The following is a 19,021-nucleotide window of genomic DNA, read 5'->3' as shown; positions in this document are numbered from 1 at the left end:
TTTATGTGGATTTCAATTTTTAAAAATTGATAATAGGGCGTTTTGGGAAAACGGCTTTACTATCCATTTAGAATACCTGTGGGATCATCGTGGAATACAACGATTTTATGCTTGAAATGGTCCAATGTATGTTGATATAAGGAGCCCATAGTTACCTCTTTTCCGAAGTAGGAAAGTATAGGATTTTCCTGTTTACCATTCCTTTTCAAAAATGGGGATGTCCAATTCCAGCGCTAAATACGCGTGAAACATACTAGCATTTGCGAGTTTTTTTCTCCTGGTTAGCCAATTATTTTATATTAATTCTTTCCGCGTAAAAGGGAAGCAGCTCTATAACTACTCATTGGCTATACATACATAATAAAACCAGGTCCGAAAAGGAACCTGGTTTTATTAGATTATATATTGACAGTGACGTCTGCGTTTTTCCGAAGTTCCTCAACTAGCTTTTGAGCTGCTTCGCCTTCCTTTTGCATCTTGAGTTGTTCTTCAAGATTAGGTTTCATTTCTTCAAAAGATGGGACTTCTGCTTCCTCTCCGCCAATTTGCTCCTGTTGAGTTTTCATTTGATCATAAGCTTCTTTTAATTCTTCCTCTGTTGGCTTTGTGTCACCAGACTCGTCTGCAATAAGTTGATCCACTTTTACTTGCGTTTCAACCTGGGTCATTACCTCTTCTTCAGGGAGACCTTGTTCTTCAAGAGCGGTCATGAACTCTTCCTTCGATTGAAGCCCATTTTGTTTTACTAAATCATCCACTGTTTTATTGACATCTTCCTCCGAAGCAGTAAAACCACGGTTGTCCGCTTCCTGTATGAGCAGTTCCGAACCAATCATACTTTCTGCAATTTGCTTTTTTAATTGATCCTGATCAAGCTCTTGTCCAGTCATCTGAGACTGCATAGCCATTTGCTGAAATTGCGCTTGGTACGTAGTTTCAAATTCTTCCTTGCTTATTTCTTCTCCATTTACTTCTGCAACTACTTCAGGGATACCTTCCAAGTCAGCTTGAGGCATCTCGGGCTGTTCAGCACCTTCCCCGTTTCCCTGAGATTCTTCTTGTGTGTTTGTTTCCTCTTTATTGTCTTCAGCTGCCTCATCTCCATTACTGCAAGCAGTTATTACAAGTACGGATAAGGCAAGGGATAAACCTAATAACCATTTTTTACTCATATAACATTCTCCTTTCATTTCGAAGATTTGGTTTAGTGTAACATAACATTATTGATTGTACTAACGATAGCTGAAAGAATGTTTATCTGTCAAAGGATATTCGTCGGATCTACTTGTCCTCACGCAATGGCATTCTTATCATTGATAAAGAGCGTTATGTTCTTCATCCGCTTCTTCAACGGTTCCACAATAAAATACCTGTTCGATTCCGGCAAAGTACATCATTGCTAGTCACATTGGGCAAGGTTCTCTGCTTGCATACATAATATAATCAGATAGGTTATTTGTTTGAAATTTGTCCTGTGTAATTCGGAATTGCTAGTAATTCCGCATGACCGCTAACGTCAAAGCTTTTGTGAAGTTCATTCACACCTTCAGCTACAATGTACAATGCTATGATCTTTTACAAGTACTGCACCAAATGGCTGTCCACCATCCTGCACATTCTCAATCGCTAGCTCAATTGCTCGTTCCATGAATTCGTCCACTTGAAAACCTCCTAAAACTGTATTGTTATTTAATTTATACTCTAGTTAAGTTTGCTGGTATTTTCAATGTAAGGCTGTTCCAGCTTATTAACAATCGTATACAAATCACTTACCTTCCCAACATTACCTGGAAAAATAACATAAGGCATATTCGGATACTTACTATTCTCATCTGTCCTCCAAACTGGAATACCAGGTAAAGCTTGTCCTAATACTATTGCTTTCGTTACACCAAGTGCTGTTGTTCCAATTTCACTGGAGGTGATCCCGCCTTTAGCGATAATATATTTTGGCTGACATTCTAAGGATTGAATAATTTCGGTTAGTCCGTTGGAGATTTTTACAGATAGTTCTAGCTCTTTCTCTGCCATGCCCTCACCAAGATCAAGCCGCTTTCTTTTTGTGTAAATCACACAGGTTTGTCCATTTGTAATCGATCTATCAATTTCTGCAATACGTTCATTGATCTCTTGCTCAAACTGAAATTGATCTAGAACAAGATCACTATTAAATTCAATTGGCATAATTGTATCTAGTTCTAACAACGCATTTAATTGCTGGGTCGTTTTGCTGACATGCGAACCTACAATAATCAAGCCGCCGGAAGAACTGTTTTCTTGGATCATTTCTGCTTTCGTTAACAGTTTTTTATCTGCAATGTTGCCAATCACTTTTGTGAAGGAAGCGGCAGTTCGAAATAGAAATTTTTTTCCCTTTGCAAGTGCTTGAATGAGTGCAATGGAAAACACCTTTAAATCATCATCCGAAATCGCATTAACCACCACTTTATTAAAATTACGTACACGTAAGAGCTGATTTGTTATTTTTTTGATTTGGAGGGTGCGTAAATCATGTAAATCGATATAGGTAACGTGTTGTTCTTTAAAGCTTCCATTCGATTTTTCCTCTACATATTCCCCTAAATGACTCGTATAGAAAGGGAAGGTTCGATCCTTTGCGAATTCTGTCTCGGCTGCTGGTACAAGTACATGATCGATCTCGATATAATGAATATTGTTGAGGGTGTACCGACCACCTTCCTTAAAGAATGGAATTATAATTTCGCCGTCTGTTGGTGATGTGAGTGTGTTATTAATTGTCTGCGTTTCGAGTGGAAAATGCCCTCTAAGTGTGGAATCGCCTCTGCTTATTATCAGAAAAGGCATATTCAAGTCGTTTGCAACCATTTCGATCCGTTTTGTAAGATCCCTATGGAATTGCTTTGTCATTTCTTCAGAGAATGCTCTCGAATTGGTAAGGATAAAAAACATCTTCTCCTTTGATTGGAAGCCATCTCTAATGGATTTGGTGTCCCAGTTCGTATAAACATGAATACCATGTACTTTTTGAATACCTGTTGGATCATCATCTAAGACAACAACCTTATAATCAAAATCATTCATTGCATTAAGATATAAATCATCCAATTTGGCAGAATTATATGCAGGATAGGATGATAGAATATGAATATTCATATTAGTAGACCTCCTTTAGGGGGTGTTCGATCCACATGCAGCACTTAATTAAAAAGACGAAGAAGCTTTCAGCACGCTTCCTCGTCTAGTTTATTGGTTTATGCGTTTTTTGCTGCTTCGAGTGCTTTGTCATAATCCGGATGATTTGTTGCTTCACTCACGTATTCCACATAAGTTACTTTATTATTAGCATCTACTACAAAAATTGCTCTTGCTAATAGTCGAAGCTCTTCGATTAGTACACCGTAGTTTTTACCGAAATCTGCGTTGCGATGATCTGATAATGTATCTAATTGCTTTACGCCGTTAGCTGCACACCAGCGACCTTGAGCAAAAGGTAAATCCATACTAATTGTTAATACTTGTACATTTGGGAGTGTGTCGGCTTCTTTATTAAAGCGAATTGTTTCCTCTGCACAAACACCAGTATCAACGGATGGAACAGCTGCAATTAATTTCACTTTTCCTTGATAATCATCCAATGTAACTTCTTTTAAGTCATTGGATAACAAGATGAAATTAGGAGCCGTATCACCGACTTTAACTTCATTTCCTAACAATGTTACTGAATCTTGATTAAATGTAATGGATGCCATGAAAAATTCCCCCTAAATATTGTTGTAATATATGAAAGTATTTAATTCTTTTACTTAGTGCAGTTCTAGGTTGAAAAAATTAAATAACTTTACTACGAATTTTATTAACAGCCACACGATTTTCTAATCAGCATGGAAGGTGGTAACTCAATATGACTCATATAATTCGGATTATTAATTTTATTTAAAAGCACATCAAACGCAGTTCTTCCGATTGTTTCAGGTGGTAAGACAATATTGGTGACTGGCGGTTCAATTATATGAGATGATGAGAAATCACCAAACCCGATAATTGCAATATCATCAGGGATGCTTAAGTTTAACTCCTTGATTTTACTAATTGCACCAATTGTCATTAGGTCATTTTGGACAAAAAGTGCAGAAATTTGGGGATCCTTTGCAAGTAACGCTTCTGCAGCAGCTGCTCCGCCTTTTACCTTCGCATAACCTTGAACAATATAATCATCGTTTAACGGAAGGTTATACTGTACTAACGCCTCTTGGTAACCCCTGATTCTATCATTCGTAGTGGAGACATTTGGATACGAATAGATAAGCCCAATCTTTTTATGTCCATGTTTAAGAAGATGCAATGTAGCTTCATAACCCAATTGGAAATTGTCGCCGGTCACCCTTGGAATATTTTTAATAGTAGATTCATACCGGTTGACCATGACGATTGGGAAATTATCATTGGTATACTTTTGTAAGTATTGAATATCACTTGAAGTTGGTGAAAGGATAATACCATCTACCAGCTTCGAATGCAGTAAATTTATTGTTTTTTCTTCGTAATCGCGATCCTCATTTGTATTAACTAATAGAAGGTTGTATCCCATTTCTTTTGCACGTTCTTCAATAGCGAAAATCATTTCAGTTACAAAGGAATCTGGAAAACTGGATACAACCAGTCCTGCCGTCTTCGTCGATTGCTGTCTCAAATTCTTTGCAGCAGAGTTAGGTACGTAGTTATACCTTTCAATGACTTTCAATACTTTATTTCGTGTAGTGTCGGAGATGTGCTTCGTATTATTAATAACATGGGAAACGGTTGCAACGGATACTTCAGCCTCTCTTGCAATGTCTTTCATTGTGGTTACTTCTTTTTTCATTTTATCTCCTCTTATTAAAACAATTAACCTTGACTAGTTTTATCTAATATCTTACATGAGATTATTTTTGTATTCAACTATTATAATTTCTCCAAGAGCAAACGACAAGTTGATTATAGCCATACCATACCATAATTTGCTTAGATAAATGATTGTTTTGATTAAAATTTAATAGATACGATAAACCCATAAATTAAATTTTAATTATCTCTTTGACATAAAACCGTTTTCATACTAGAATTAGTAAAACGATTAACTTAAAATTTTGCTATAAGCTTGAGCTCGAAACAAAAAGAGATATTTGCCTGGCTGGTGTAGATACCTCAATTATCATTTTTAAGATTAATCGTTTAGGTTGAATGATGTAAAAAATAACTTTAAAGGAAGTGTCGAATATGAAAGCTGCGTTATTTGACGAGATTAAAAATATTAGTCTTATTGATAAAGAAGTGCCCTCAGTTGGCTCGGAGGAAGTGTTGCTAAAAGTACTTCAAACAGGAATATGTGGATCAGAAATACATGCATATAATGGCACGCATCCATTTAGAGAACCACCAAGTATTTTAGGTCATGAAGTAGTTGGTGTTGTGTACAAGCTGGGTTCTAATGTTAATGGGCTTAATGAGGGAGATATGGTAAGCGTTGAGCCTCAATATGGTTGTTTTGAATGTCAATATTGCAAAAAAGGTGACTACCATCTATGTAATAATAAAACTATTTTAGGAACACCCAAGTGGGAGGGGGCATTTGCGGAATATATAGCTGTACCTGCTTCGACAATATACAGGCTTTCACAGGATATTCCATACAAAATTGGTGTTCTTGCAGAGCCTCTGGCGGTTGGGATTCATGCTGTTAAGATTGCTGGGATAGAAAAAGGAGATAAAGTGGCTATTCTTGGATCAGGTCCGATAGGCTTATTGACAGCAGTAGCGGTTCACCATGCTGGAGCAGAACGTATCGTTATTACAGATACACTAAAACATAATCTAGAGGCGGGTAAGGCATTAGGTGTGTCAGATACAGTAGATATTACGGAATGTTCTATAACTGATTATGTAAAAGAACATCTGGGGAGTGTGGATAAGGTCTTCTTGACAGTAGGTTTTGAATCGATTGTAGATGATGCTTTTGAAATCATTTCGAAAAAGGGGAAGATTATTTCCATTGCCATTTTTGAAGGCAAAACAGAAGTAGATTTAAATAAAGTATTTATGTCTGAAATTCAAATTCTAGGGTCTTCCATGTACATAAAAGAGGACTTTCAAGAAGCGATCAACATCATTTCACAACAAAAATATCCATTAGAAGTTTTAACTAAACACACCTTTAAGTTAGATGAAATAAACGAAGCTATGGAAGTTGCAGCTACTAAAAAAGATAATGCAATTAAAGTGCTGATTGACTTTTCCTGACTAGAAGTTTTGCCTTGAAAAAATAAAGAGTCTGATGGCTAATCGCTTTAGCGACCAGCTCTTTCTTTTAAAACGTTTATGTAAAACCTTAAAACATTTCATATGCTCGATTTATATAACAATGATTAGTATTTAGACAGGGTCTAAATGATATAACACTTTGAAGATCTTTTTATTTGTTTTTAGCTTTATTAGCAGAGTCGGAATTCGTCGAATAATTATAAAAGAGGTATTGACATGACTCCGCTTACAATATATAATTCGTTTAACTAGTTAATGGATTTACCTTGCGTAATTATTGATTGATTGCGCTTACTATTAATTATGATGGAGAATCGTTTTATTTATACGAATCACGATAATCAGTTGAATTTTATAAAACATACAGAGGTGATAACATTGGAAAGTATAACACTTGAAGAATTAAAAATGAAAGCAACAGAGTTAAGAAAAACAGCAGTAACGATGGTATATAAAGCACAATCTGGTCATCCAGGTGGTTCGCTTTCGGCGGCGGATTTCGTAACCGCTTTATATTTTAAAGAAATGAATGTTAATCCTGAAGATCCAAACTGGGCAGATCGGGACCGTTTTGTTCTTTCAAAAGGTCACGTAGCACCAATTCAATATGCTGCTTTAGCACATCGAGGGTTTGTACCCTATGAAACGATTAACACTTTAAGAGAATATGGTTCCCCATTTCAAGGACACCCGGATTCAAAAAAATGTCCAGGTATAGATATCTCAACGGGTTCGCTTGGACAAGGTCTTTCTTGTGCAGTTGGAATGGCTTTAGGCGGAAAACTGGATGAAAAAGCCTATCGCGTTTTTGCAGTTGTTGGTGACGGTGAATGTCAAGAGGGACAGATTTGGGAAGCAGCCCAATCAGCGGTGAAATATGAATTAGATAATTTAGTAGTGTTTGTGGATGATAATGGTTTGCAAATCGACGGAACGACAGAAGAGGTTATGCCAAACCACGATCTGGAAAAGAAATTTCAAGCATTTGGATTTGAAACAAAGCGAATTGACGGTCATTCGATGGAGGAAATCATAGAAACGTTGGATGAAGTAAGAGAAGCGAAAAATGGAAAGCCGAAATGTATTGTTTGCAACACGGTAAAAGGAAAAGGTGTTTCTTATATGGAAAATGTCGTTGGCTGGCATGGAAAAGCACCAAATGAAGAACAGTACAATCTAGCAATGGAAGAAATAGCAAGGGGGTTACAAGTATGACTGTATTAGATTTGAAAACCACAGAACAAATAGCAACACGACAAGCCTTCGGTGATGAAATTGCAGAATTAGGGCGTAACAATAAAAATATTCTCGTGGTAGACGCTGATATCGGCAGTTCATGTAAAACGACAAAATTTATGAACGAGTTTCCAAAGCAGCATATTAACGTTGGGATTGCTGAACAAAATGCTGCTGGATTAGCAGCTGGGCTTGCAACGACAGGTAAGATTCCTTTTGTAAGCACTTACGCAGTATTTGGTTCGTTAAGAATGGCAGAGCAGATTCGTCAAGAAATCTGTTATCCGAACCTAAATGTTAAAATTGCTTGTTCCCATGGTGGACTCACACCTGCCAATGATGGCGGAAGTCACCAAGCGATTGAGGATATGGGTGTGCTGCGTACATTTCCAAATATGACGGTGATTATGAGCGCGGATTATCACTCCACAAGAAAACTTGTAAAACAGGCAGCTGAAATATATGGTCCAGTCTACCTTCGTTTTACGAGAGATACGGTTCCTGTTATCTATAATGAAAACGAGGAATTCGAAATTGGAAAAGCGAAACAATTAAAGAGTGGGAAGGATGTTGCCTTAATTGCAAATGGTGATACGGTCCATTTAGCATTGCAAGCAGCAGAGATCCTGGAAAGTAAAGGTGTTTCGGTTCGATTATTAGACATGCATACGATTAAACCGATTGATAGGGAAGCAGTATTAGAATGTGTGGAAATTGGTAAAATTGTAACCGTGGAAGACCACAACATTATTAATGGTTTAGGCAGTGCGGTTAGTGAAATAGTAGCTGAGCAAGGAGAAGGAATAGTAAGAAGAATTGGTGTTCAAGACCGTTTTGGGGAGTCTGCGCCATATGAGAAACTATTGGAGCTAAATGGAATAACCGTTGAAAATATTGTCAATATGGCTGAAGAGATACTGTAGTTAATCAGTTATGAATAAGAAAGAAAATGTACGATGAGTTAAAATTAGAGATAAAAAGGCTTGGTTTGGCTGTAATGGAGACAAAAGCGGGCAGAAATTCACTAAGACAACTAGTAAGAATAATAGTTGTCTTAGTGAAAAGTGTATGAAGGTAAAATGAATCTTGTAGCTCCTGGTAAGGTATGATTATTTATTTGCAAAAAAATGAATGTATAGCATGTATGTAGCAGTAAACCGCTTCAGACTACATTCATTTAAATTTTTCAAGTTGCCATTGACGTATTAGGGGTATAGGAGGGGAAAAATTGAACAAGCTTCGAAATATAGTAGTTTCAGTGATTGTTGCATTGACCATAGGATTAGTAGTGGTTTTCTTTACAACAGGCAATGTGCTATCTGAAGATGTAACAACCATCCGATTTGGCCATGATGCGGCAGAAACGAATGAAAGACATGTAGCTGTGCTGCATTTTAAGGAATTAGTGGAGGAAAAATCCAATGGGCAGATGGAAGTAATTATCTTTCCGAGTGATCAACTAGGGTCAGAGGCTGAGAAGCTGGAAAGTGTAACATTAAATGATTTACAAATGGTCACAGCGAGTGCATTTAGTCAATATGATCAAAGAATAGGAGTATTCGAACTCCCATATCTATTTGATTCCTATGAAAAGGCCTGGGAAGTTTTGGATGGAGAAATTGGGAAAGAACTATCAAAGCCCTTTTTGAAAGATAATCTTAGAATACTTACCTTTTTTGAAAACGGTTTCCGACATGTCACTGCAAATAAACCTATTGAAAATCTGGAAGATTTAAAAGGACTTAAAATCAGAACTCCTGAGTTTCCAATATCGTTAAGCACTTTTTCAGCTCTAGGTGCTAACCCGACCCCGATGGCTTTTGGAGAATTATATATGGGTCTTCAACAAGGAACTGTTGATGCGCAGGAAAACCCGGTTGCCAACACATATGCAAGTAAATTTAATGAGGTTCAGGATTACTTAATTATGACAGGACATCAATACATTCCAATGCCTGTTGCTATCAGTGAAGAATTCTGGCAGTCACTAACACCAGAGGAACAAAAAATTGTTGAAGAAAGTGCTTTAGAGACAGCACAGTTTCATAGAGATTTAGTGACAAGTAAGGAAGAACAAATAATTGAGGAATTAGAAGAATCTGGTATGACAGTAATTTATCCGGATACGAAATTATTTGAAGAAAATGTAGAAGCGGTTTATGAAAATTTCAAAAAGAAATTTGGAGAAGAATTCGTTGATCAAGTGGTTAAGGCAGCTGAATAATCTGAGTTAAACAGGGGGGGAAGTTATGAAGGTAGTAAGGTGGTTAGACGAGCATTTTGAAGAATACATCCTTGTATTTCTAAGTGCGTTTACGGTTGTTATTATTTTTCTTCAAGTCGTTATGAGATATGTATTTGGTAACTCGTTGACTTGGTCTGAAGAAATGGCCAGATACATGTTTATATGGTTGATTTATATAGGAGTAAGCTATGCGGTAAAGAAGAAAAGGCATTTAGGTGTTGATGCAATAACAATGTTATTTAAAGAAAAAGGAAACCTAATAGTTGCGCTGATCGCTAATTTCTCATTCTTAATATTTGCGATTGTTATGACTTACTTTGGCTTGGATATTGTTCTGAGAGTTACTAGGGAATCAGCTGCATTGCAAATACCTTTAACCTGGGTATATGTTGCTCCAGTAGTCGGAATGACCTTAACCTCTATCCGGCTAATACAAAATATGGTAATTGAGGTAAAACAATTAAAGGAGTTAAAACACAAAAATTCTAATTCAAAGCAGCTAACTGACGGTCAGGAGGAAATAGCATGACAATCTTTATGTTATTTGGAACATTCTTCCTATTTACTGCATTGACAGTACCGATTGGGATTGCGTTAGGAATGGCTGGTCTTATTACAGCTATTTACTCTCCTAATATATCGATTACTTTCCTGTCACAAGGATTAGTTACTTCTACAGATAGCTTTCCTTTAATGGCTATACCTTTCTTTATCCTTGCTGGGGAAATAATGGGTAAAGGTGGTATTTCAACAAGGCTATTTGACTTAGCGAATGTATTTGTTGGAAGATTCACAGGCGGATTTGCAATGGCTGCAGTTATTACATCCATGTTTTTTGCTGCCATTTCCGGTTCAGGCCCTGCAACAGTTGCTGCAGTTGGAGGAATTATGATTCCAGCGATGGTTGCAGAAGGGTACGATAAAAAGTTCTCAACAGCACTCATTGCAGCTGCTGGGTCGTTAGGTATTATTTTGCCTCCAAGTATACCAATGGTTTTATATGGAATATCTTCTAATGAGTCGATCGGTGATTTATTCATTGGTGGTATTCTTCCTGGAGTTCTGATTGGACTATTCTTGATAGTTTGGGCATATTTCTATTCGAAAAAAATGGGCTACAAAGGGACAAACGAGAAGTTTACTTTTAAGAAATTGTTCCAAGCAATCAATAAATCGAAATGGTCCTTACTCGTACCAATTATTATTCTGGGCGGGATTTATGGTGGAATCTTTACACCAACGGAGGCTGCTGTAGTTGCAGTAGTGTACGCTTTATTTGTCAGTGTTTTCTTACATAAGGAAATAAAGCTTAATGACCTTCACGATATCTTAAAGAACTCTGCACTCAGCTCTGTAGCAATTATGATTATTATTGGAACTGCAAATGCATTTGGAAATATCTTGTCGATGGAAAGAATACCTCAGGCATTTGCGGACTTATTTTTATCCATTTCCCAAAATAACTTCATTATTTTATTACTTATTATTGTAATGTTGTTAATAATTGGGTTGTTTATTGATACGTCAGCAGCTGTAATCATATTTACACCAATTCTATTCCCAGTTGCTATGGAAATTGGAATGGACCCAATTCACTTTGGGATTGTAATGATTACTACACTAGCAATTGGATTTATCACACCGCCATTAGGGGTAAACTTGTTTGTTGGTTCTGGAATATCCGGATTAAGTATACCGGTATTGGCTCGAGCATCCATTCCATTCTTCTTTGTTCTTTTAGTGGGGCTTATTGTAATTGCTGCTATTCCAAAAATAACATTGCTTTTCTTATAGGAATATTTGTATCTGAAAAAAGAATATAGATAAAGCAAAAAGGGAGATTTGTTAGTAAAGATCGTATTTGAAACAAAAACAACTAGGGGGAATAAATCATGTTTAAATTAGATAATAAAGTAGCTATCGTTACTGGAAGTGGATCACCAAAAGGGATCGGAAGAAATATTGCTTTAACACTAGCAAAGCAAGGGGCGTCCATTGTTGTAGCCGATTTAAATGTAGAGGGCATTGAAAATACGGTAAAAGCGGTAGAGGAAACAGGAAGTAAGGCACTTGGAATGGAATTGAATGTAACGAGTAAAGAATCGGTCGACGCAATGATCGAGAAAGTTCTAGCAGAGTTTGGAAGAATTGATATTCTTATAAATAATGCAGGAATTTCTCAGAAAGTCACTGTGGAGGATATGACGATAGAAGATATGACGAAAGTGTTTAATGTAAACGTGTTTGGTTTATTCCTATGTACACAAGCAGTATTAAAGCCAATGAAAGAACAGAAATTTGGTAGAATTGTAAGTCTGTCATCTGTATCTGCCAAAAGAGGTGGGGGGGTGTTTGGAGGAGCACACTATTCTGCATCAAAAGCTGCAGTATTGGGATTCTCCAAAAACCTTGCGCGTGAAGTAGCGACAGATGGGATTACGGTTAACTGTGTGGCACCAGGTCTTGTGAATACAGAAATTTGGAAGTCACTTCCTGAAGAAGACGCAAGAAAAGTAATTGACGGTATTCCTGTTGGGCGTCCTGGTGAAACTGATGAGATTGCATCAACCATTGCATTCCTAGTATCAGATGAAGCGTCTTATATCACTGGGGAAGATATTGATATTAATGGTGGTTCACATATGGATTAATATACAAGGGCTTGGTAATTTATAGAGTAAACTTTTCTAGATTAGAAAATAGTTTCAACCTTAAACAAAAACTAATTAGTAAAAAGATATAATATCCAACAATGTGTTGGAGTTATATCTTTTTTATTAATAATGATAATTGGACAGGCCATCATATGAAAGTATCTTCCATTCATCACATATTTGAATTGAAAATTTATCAAACAGGTTACTAACTTTAATCTTCCGATAGATATTCATTGCTTCTCCATCACCTATTAGCTAAACTCATACATAGGAGTAGATAAACGATGAATGAGCGACAAAAAGAACTACTAAAAATACTTTTAACTGAATATCAAGTCCCGCTGCTTATCCAAGAACTTGCTTTGCGCCTGGATTGTTCGGAAAAGACAGTGCGAAATGATTTAAACCAAATTGATTTATATTTACCGAAGATTTCAAGAGGTAATATCAAGCGAAAACCAGGTGTTGGCATTACGCTCGAAATGGATGAAGCGGAACGCCTTGAAGTATTGCATTTGCTTTTATCAACGTCTCCTTTCCAAGACAAGGGAGAACGAATTATTGAAATTGCTTTTCAATTACTCACGAGTAATTATCCAATTACTATCCAAGCCTTTGTAGATAAATATTATGCGGCAAAGACTGTTATAAAGAAAGAATTGGAAAACATAGAGCTTTGGTTAGCATCTTTTGATTTAAAATTGATTTCTAAACCAGGTCTTGGGCATATGATTAAGGGAACAGAATTGCAGAAACGCCAAGCGTTATCGCGGCTGCCGCTACTAGTTTCAACAGCCGATCGAAATTACGTCCTTGATTTATTTTTGCCTCATGAGATTGCGACAGTTAAGAAAGCGTTGCGTGATCTGCGGCTGAACTATCAATTATCTTTTACAGATGAAGCAATGGAGAGTCTCCTTGTACATGCTCTCATCATGCTGAAGCGTACGAGACAAAAATCGCCTGTTCTTGTTCCTAAGGAAGAAAAAGTTCATGTTTTTGGTCAGGAAGAATATCGTTATGCTGCCTCTTTTTTTGAACAATTGGAAGCGATATTTCGGATTTCTTTCCCTGAGGATGAACGTGTTTATTTTACATGGCATCTTATAAGCAGTAAGGTGACAGAAAGCAGCGGGACAGATAAATTAAGTTCCGATGACTTTTTGCTGGAGGTAGTATCTAGCCTTACTAGGAAGCTAAGCAAATTAACATTGTTTCCATTTGAAAAAGATGCAGTATTAGAAAGCGGTTTAGTTGTGCATATGCATTCAGTGATTAATCGCATCCGATATGGTTTTCCCATTACAAACCCAATGTTATCTGAAATTAAAAAGATGTATCCCTACATGTTTAGCATGGTTATTCTAACATTAGGAGAGGTAAAACAGTCGCATAACCTTGATATTAAAGAGGATGAGGCTGCATATCTCGTTTTACATTTTCAGGCTTCTATAGAAAGAATGGAAGGTTCAAAAAGTAAACGTAGGAGGACCTTAATAGTTTGCCATATGGGAGTAGGTATGTCTCATTTACTTGAAGCTAAGATTACCCAAAATTATAAGGGGATAGAAATTGCCGCTTGTGTAAGTAAAGCAGAGGTAGATAAAGTTTTAAAGAAAGAACAAGTAGACTTTATTATATCTACGGTTCCACTAGAAAAAGTGGAGGTGCCCTATATCATTATATCTCCTCTCTTGGAGACAAAAGATAAGGAAAAGCTTAGTCAGTTTATAGATGAGCTGGATCATAAGGTTGTAAAAAGTGGAGGCTCTTCACTTCAAAGATTAATTTCTAAAGATTTGTTGTTCCTTGGAGTGGACAAGGAACATCGTTATGAGGTAGTTGAGCTACTTGGAAATGCACTGATTCAAAAAGGATATGTAAAGGAAAACTTTACGCATAATGCGTTACTTCGAGAAAGAAAATCAGCAACCTCAATTGGCGGAGGTATTGCTATCCCTCATGCTGATCCAAATCTGATTCATAAATCAGCGATTGCAGTAGCTATTTTGGAGAATCCGATTGAATGGGGAAATGAATTTGTATCTGTTGTCTTCATGCTTGCTATAGCAAATGTCGATCATAAAATAACGAGGGAAGTTATTGGACAAATTGCAGGAATCAGTGAAGATCCATTGCTAGGAAAGGAATTAGCAGATGCGCAGGACATGCATGCATTTATAGACGTTTTAGAGAAGTGAGTAGGTTATTATGCCTACTTTCTTTTTTGTATAGTGAAATCTAATTAATCATTTATTACCACTAGTTCTGGTAAAAATAAAAACTTATTCATGTACATGGCAGGGTTATAATAAGTTTAGAAAGCGATTACTTCTTAAAGAGGAGGATACACAATGAAAGTATTAGCTGTGACAGCTTGTCCAGTTGGAATTGCCCATACGTACATGGCTGCTGAAAATTTACAAAAAGCAGGCGAAGAAATGGGTATTGATATAAAAGTGGAGACACAAGGATCAATTGGTGTAGAGAATCCATTAACAGAACAAGATATCGAAGAAGCGGATGCAATTATTATTGCTGCTGATAAAGAGGTATCAAAGGAACGTTTTGTAGGGAAGAAATTGATTGTGACAGGTGTACAGGACGGAATTCGTAAACCAAAGGAATTGATTGAACGAATTCAAAGTGGTGATGTTGCTATATATCGTCCTGAATTAAGGGATGCAGCAAATATTAAAAACGAACGTAAGAAAAAAGAAAATCCTATTTATAAACATTTAATGAATGGTGTTTCCTATATGGTTCCATTTATTGTTGTTGGTGGTTTATTGATTGCAATTGCATTAACGCTTGGCGGAGAGCAAACTCCAGGTGGAATCGTGATACCGGAAGATTCGATCTGGAAACAAATTGAATCCCTTGGTGGTACGGCATTTATGTTTATGGTTCCAATATTAGCAGGGTTCATTGCTGTAAGTATTGCTGATCGACCAGGGCTTGTTCCGGGTATGATTGGTGGTTATATTGCTGCTAACGGAAGTTTTTATGGAAGTGAAGCCGGGGCAGGTTTTATCGGTGGGATTATTGCTGGTTTTCTAGCTGGTTATGTCGCACTTGCTATTAAGAAAATTAAAGTACCAAAAGCTGTTCTACCTGTCATGCCGATCATATTTATCCCGATTATTGCATCGGTTATCGTTGGACTATTATTTATCTTTGTTATTGGCGCACCAGTTGCACAGGTTTTTGAAGCGTTAACTGTATGGCTTGCTGGGATGCAAGGTGCAAGCTCGATTTTGCTGGCACTTATTCTCGGTGCAATGATTGCAGTAGATATGGGAGGACCATTCAATAAAGTTGCTTTCCTATTTGGCTCTGCCATGATAGCTGAAGGTAACTATGAAATTATGGGACCAATTGCTGTTGCTATCTGTATTCCTCCAATCGGAATGGGACTGGCAACGATGCTGAATAAGAAAAAATATCTGGATAATGAAAGAGAAGCTGGAAAAGCCTCGTTTACGATGGGACTTTTTGGTATTACAGAGGGTGCAATACCATTCGCAGCACAAGATCCGCTTCGTGTAATCCCAAGTATTGTTGTAGGTTCAATGGCCGGATCCGTTATTGCGATGATTGGCAGTGTAGGTGGCAGAGTTGCACATGGTGGTCCAATTGTAGCTGTGCTAGGTGCCGTAAATAATGTGGTGATGTTCTTTATTGCAGCAATTGTTGGGGTTATTGTTACGGCGTTTATGGTTAACTTCTTGAAGAAAGACGTGGTTGGTGAGCCAGCTGTTGCAGTTGCTGGCGGTGGTACGCTCCCTGACACAAATGAGGAAGTACAACAAGCGTCTGCTCCTGAAGAAGTTGAAGAAGAAGTTGAAATGGAAGAAATCAATAAGCTAACTTCTATTACGAATGTTGATTTAATTGAAACGGATTTAGCTGGTGAAACTCGTGATGATGTGATTGATGAGCTAATTGAAAAGTTTGATGCATCCGGAATTTTAAATTCGAAGGAAGCTTTTAGACAAGCAATTTTAAATCGCGAAAGTCAAAGCACAACAGGACTTGGTATGAATATTGCTATCCCGCATGGTAAGTCTAATACAGTAAAACGCCCTGCGGTAGCATTTGGGATTAAGCGAGACGGTGTTGACTGGAAGAGTTTAGACGGAACAGAAGCGAAGTTAATTTTTATGATTGCAGTACCAGAGGAAAGTGCAGGGGACGCTCATTTAAAGATTTTACAAATGTTATCACGTAAATTGATGGATGATGCATTTAGAGAGCAACTATTGAATGTGCACAGTTCAGAAGAAGCTTATGAGTTATTAGATACGATAAGCTAATTGGAACTAAAATGACAGAAGAGAACCTTGTGTTTTCTTCTGTTCCTCTTATGTTAGAATGACACTGTACATAAAAGAAAAATTACGATTAATGGAGGACGCTATGTATAACGAACCTATTTTTCTACAACCTGTATTTCAAGAAAGAATCTGGGGTGGACAAAAGTTAAATACACAATTTAATTATGAGATTCCTTATGAACACACTGGCGAGGCATGGGTTGTTTCTGCTCATCCGAATGGGCCAAGCGTTATAGAGAATGGTCCATTAAAGGGAAAGACGTTAGCAGATGCTTGGCTGGAACATGGTGAACTATTTAATAAGGGTAAAGACAATGATGGCGCTTATCCTTTATTGGTAAAAGTTTTAGATGCAGCTGATGACTTATCTGTACAAGTACACCCGAATGATCAATTTGCACAAGAGGTAGAAGATGTACCATATGGAAAGACAGAGTGCTGGTATGTTTTAAGTGCAGAAGAGGGTGCAGAGCTTGTGTTGGGACATCATGCAACGACACGAGAAGAACTTGAAGATATGATTGATCGTGGCGAATGGGATCAGTTGTTACGACGTGTCAGTGTACAAGCTGGAGACTTTGTATATGTGCCAAGTGGTACGATTCATGCAATTGGTAAGGGAATCGTAATCTTGGAAATACAGCAGAGTTCAGACATTACGTACCGAGTCTATGACTATGATCGGACAGATGCAGCAGGAAATAAACGTGAGTTGCATTTGGAACGTGCAAAGCAGGTAACAACAGTTCCACATCAAGATGCAGAGGTGGAACAAACCGAAAATGCCGTAGATGATTTAACAGTTAAGAAATTAGTGGAAGAGAAGTATTTTTCTGTGTATCACTGGGAGTTAAATGGTAATGCTTCACTTACGATGGACAAGGACTTTTTACAGGTTAGTGTAATTGCGGGTAAAGCAAAGCTAACAGTGAATGGTCAAGATTTTGAAATAGGGAAGGGGAGTCACTTTGTCATTCCTCATCGTGTTGGAGCGTATGAGCTTTCTGGGGAAGCAGAGCTGGTTGTTTCGCATTCCTAGAGGGGCAAGTCCTGTTAAATTTGATTTTTTACACTATAAAAGCTGTTGCAAACACATAGCAACAGCTTTTTCCCATTCACCCCAACAAAGCCAACGCAATAGCACCCTTAATCCCTTGCTCATCATTTAATTTAGGGGCTACAATCATTTCGTCCAAATTTTCAAGTTCCATATAAGCATTCGAAAACTCCAGTACCTTTCTACGGATAAGCGGGTACAACTGCTTTTGTTTCATTACGCCGCCACCAATAATCACTTTTTCAGGAGAAAGAATAAGAAGATAATTAATGATTGCTTGTGCCAAATAATCTGCTGTTATTTCCCATGCAATATGATCTGCTCCTAATAAATCTCCTTTTTTACCAAAGCGTTTTTCAATCGCTGGTCCTGAAGCCAAACCTTCTAAACAGGTACCATGGTAAGGACAGTTACCCTCAAAATTATCGTCTTTTCTTTGTTGAATAAAGATGTGGCCCATTTCGGGATGGCTTTTGCCAATATAAGTTTGGCCGTCTTTCACAAACCCTGCTCCAATGCCAGTGCCTACTGTAATATAGAGAATACTAGCGGCATTTTTTGCAGCACCATATTTATATTCTCCCAGTGCTGCAGCATTGACATCTGTATCCAAAGTTACTGGTATATTATAATCTTGTTTTAGCTGCTCTAACAGATGAAGCTGCTTCCATTTTAACTTTGGTGTATTTAAAATCCTGCCAAATGTCTTGCTTTTTTTATTCAAGTCCACAGGACCGAAGCTTCCTACACCTAGTGCTTGGATATCATGTTTGTTAAAGAATTGCTTTGCTGCATCTAGTGTTTTTTCTGGTTCTTCTGTAGGGAAAGTTACCTTGTCAAAAATATTTCCAGATTCATCTCCAACAGCACACACAAATTTAGTACCACCTGCTTCAATTCCGCCTATAAGCATATCGTTCCTCCCCTATATAATATTTTTATCATTCTAAAATAACAACATAAACGTGCATTAACACAAAGAGTAGCATTAATGCTATTGTAAAAACCACTATAAAGGCAGATTCAAAGCTATAATCTAAATTACTTAACCAAGAAAGAGCTAGTGTTAAGTAGCAGAAGTCAAAAGAACGATGTCATCTGTAAAAAACCAAAAGCTCCAAATCTATCAATTCGATTTTCAGAGTTGTTAAAGAACTGCGCAATACTAGGAACTAATTTCTAGAAAACCCGGTGTGGGGAAATCGGCACT

General features: G+C 37.4%; 15 protein-coding genes. 10 read left to right on the top strand and 5 right to left on the bottom strand.

The features are described from left to right. Positions 1-398 precede the first annotated feature (398 nt). The 4 genes from MHH64_RS20250 to MHH64_RS20235 all read right to left on the bottom strand — a co-directional run bounded on the left by MHH64_RS20250 (position 399) and on the right by MHH64_RS20235 (position 4,843). Positions 399-1,172, bottom strand: coding sequence for a SurA N-terminal domain-containing protein (locus MHH64_RS20250; protein WP_340002347.1), 774 nt, complete (start codon positions 1,170-1,172; stop codon positions 399-401). Positions 1,173-1,701: 529 nt separating this feature from the next. Then, entirely contained in the window at positions 1,702-3,135 is a 1,434-nt protein-coding gene (locus tag MHH64_RS20245) for a four-carbon acid sugar kinase family protein (protein WP_340002346.1), read from the bottom strand. A 98-nt stretch (positions 3,136-3,233) separates the two neighbouring features. After that, the gene (tpx, locus tag MHH64_RS20240) at positions 3,234-3,731 is read right to left on the bottom strand and encodes a thiol peroxidase (protein ID WP_340002345.1); all 498 of its coding nucleotides are present in this window, start codon (positions 3,729-3,731) and stop codon (positions 3,234-3,236) included. Positions 3,732-3,835: 104 nt separating this feature from the next. After that, entirely contained in the window at positions 3,836-4,843 is a 1,008-nt protein-coding gene (locus MHH64_RS20235; protein WP_340002344.1) for a LacI family DNA-binding transcriptional regulator, read from the bottom strand. Between the two features lie 395 nt (positions 4,844-5,238). Here MHH64_RS20235 and MHH64_RS20230 point away from each other — a divergent pair, with 395 nt between their 5' ends. The 10 genes from MHH64_RS20230 (at position 5,239) to manA (ending at position 17,793) form a co-directional block, all read left to right on the top strand. Beyond that, positions 5,239-6,258, top strand: a complete 1,020-nt coding sequence (locus MHH64_RS20230; protein WP_340002343.1) for an alcohol dehydrogenase catalytic domain-containing protein — start codon at positions 5,239-5,241, stop codon at positions 6,256-6,258. A gap of 399 nt (positions 6,259-6,657) precedes the next feature. After that, positions 6,658-7,494, top strand: a complete 837-nt coding sequence (locus tag MHH64_RS20225) for a transketolase (protein ID WP_340002342.1) — start codon at positions 6,658-6,660, stop codon at positions 7,492-7,494. Continuing rightward, a complete protein-coding gene (locus MHH64_RS20220; protein WP_340002341.1) occupies positions 7,491-8,438 on the top strand; it encodes a transketolase C-terminal domain-containing protein in 948 nt (315 codons plus the stop codon). The genes MHH64_RS20225 and MHH64_RS20220 overlap by 4 nt, the downstream gene beginning before the upstream one ends. Positions 8,439-8,743: 305 nt before the next feature. Continuing rightward, positions 8,744-9,739: a TRAP transporter substrate-binding protein gene (locus MHH64_RS20215; RefSeq protein ID WP_340002340.1), complete on the top strand. Its 996-nt coding sequence runs from the start codon at positions 8,744-8,746 to the stop codon at positions 9,737-9,739. 25 nt (positions 9,740-9,764) lie between these two features. Continuing rightward, positions 9,765-10,289 carry a TRAP transporter small permease gene (locus MHH64_RS20210; RefSeq protein ID WP_340002339.1) on the top strand — a complete coding sequence of 175 codons (525 nt, stop codon included), beginning with the start codon at positions 9,765-9,767 and terminating at the stop codon, positions 10,287-10,289. Further along, positions 10,286-11,554, top strand: coding sequence for a TRAP transporter large permease (locus tag MHH64_RS20205; protein WP_340002338.1), 1,269 nt, complete (start codon positions 10,286-10,288; stop codon positions 11,552-11,554). The genes MHH64_RS20210 and MHH64_RS20205 overlap by 4 nt, the downstream gene beginning before the upstream one ends. Before the next feature lie 98 nt (positions 11,555-11,652). Continuing rightward, on the top strand, positions 11,653-12,411 hold the full coding sequence (locus tag MHH64_RS20200; RefSeq protein ID WP_340002337.1) for an SDR family NAD(P)-dependent oxidoreductase: 759 nt from the start codon (positions 11,653-11,655) through the stop codon (positions 12,409-12,411). A 290-nt stretch (positions 12,412-12,701) separates the two neighbouring features. Beyond that, complete coding sequence (locus MHH64_RS20195; RefSeq protein WP_340002336.1) at positions 12,702-14,618, top strand: BglG family transcription antiterminator; 1,917 nt, start codon at positions 12,702-12,704, stop codon at positions 14,616-14,618. A gap of 153 nt (positions 14,619-14,771) precedes the next feature. Beyond that, positions 14,772-16,733 carry a PTS fructose transporter subunit IIABC gene (locus MHH64_RS20190; RefSeq protein ID WP_340002335.1) on the top strand — a complete coding sequence of 654 codons (1,962 nt, stop codon included), beginning with the start codon at positions 14,772-14,774 and terminating at the stop codon, positions 16,731-16,733. Between the two features lie 103 nt (positions 16,734-16,836). Beyond that, positions 16,837-17,793: a mannose-6-phosphate isomerase, class I gene (gene manA / locus MHH64_RS20185; protein ID WP_340002334.1), complete on the top strand. Its 957-nt coding sequence runs from the start codon at positions 16,837-16,839 to the stop codon at positions 17,791-17,793. A gap of 76 nt (positions 17,794-17,869) precedes the next feature. Here the strand turns inward: manA and MHH64_RS20180 are convergent, their stop codons facing one another. Further along, positions 17,870-18,724 (bottom strand): ROK family protein, encoded by an 855-nt coding sequence (locus MHH64_RS20180; RefSeq protein WP_251660792.1) that lies wholly within the window; start codon positions 18,722-18,724, stop codon positions 17,870-17,872. Positions 18,725-19,021 lie beyond the last annotated feature (297 nt).

It is taken from the genome of Oceanobacillus sp. FSL K6-0127, from assembly GCF_037983385.1.
GTDB classification, from domain to species: domain Bacteria; phylum Bacillota; class Bacilli; order Bacillales; family Amphibacillaceae; genus Oceanobacillus; species Oceanobacillus profundus.
Note: the sequence above shows the minus strand (reverse complement) of the source record. Positions and strands in the feature narration are given on the sequence as shown.

Excerpts from the sequence above, each read along its gene's own strand:
- tpx (WP_340002345.1), bottom strand. The coding sequence starts at position 3,731 with ATGGCATCCATTACATTTAATCAAGATTCAGTAACATTGTTAGGAAAT.
- MHH64_RS20235 (WP_340002344.1), bottom strand. The coding sequence starts at position 4,843 with ATGAAAAAAGAAGTAACCACAATGAAAGACATTGCAAGAGAGGCTGAA.
- MHH64_RS20200 (WP_340002337.1), top strand. The coding sequence starts at position 11,653 with ATGTTTAAATTAGATAATAAAGTAGCTATCGTTACTGGAAGTGGATCA.
- MHH64_RS20210 (WP_340002339.1), top strand. The coding sequence starts at position 9,765 with ATGAAGGTAGTAAGGTGGTTAGACGAGCATTTTGAAGAATACATCCTT.
- manA (WP_340002334.1), top strand. The coding sequence starts at position 16,837 with ATGTATAACGAACCTATTTTTCTACAACCTGTATTTCAAGAAAGAATC.
- MHH64_RS20195 (WP_340002336.1), top strand. The coding sequence starts at position 12,702 with ATGAATGAGCGACAAAAAGAACTACTAAAAATACTTTTAACTGAATAT.
- MHH64_RS20245 (WP_340002346.1), bottom strand. The coding sequence starts at position 3,135 with ATGAATATTCATATTCTATCATCCTATCCTGCATATAATTCTGCCAAA.
- MHH64_RS20205 (WP_340002338.1), top strand. The coding sequence starts at position 10,286 with ATGACAATCTTTATGTTATTTGGAACATTCTTCCTATTTACTGCATTG.
- MHH64_RS20250 (WP_340002347.1), bottom strand. The coding sequence starts at position 1,172 with ATGAGTAAAAAATGGTTATTAGGTTTATCCCTTGCCTTATCCGTACTT.
- MHH64_RS20180 (WP_251660792.1), bottom strand. The coding sequence starts at position 18,724 with ATGCTTATAGGCGGAATTGAAGCAGGTGGTACTAAATTTGTGTGTGCT.
- MHH64_RS20230 (WP_340002343.1), top strand. The coding sequence starts at position 5,239 with ATGAAAGCTGCGTTATTTGACGAGATTAAAAATATTAGTCTTATTGAT.
- MHH64_RS20190 (WP_340002335.1), top strand. The coding sequence starts at position 14,772 with ATGAAAGTATTAGCTGTGACAGCTTGTCCAGTTGGAATTGCCCATACG.
- MHH64_RS20220 (WP_340002341.1), top strand. The coding sequence starts at position 7,491 with ATGACTGTATTAGATTTGAAAACCACAGAACAAATAGCAACACGACAA.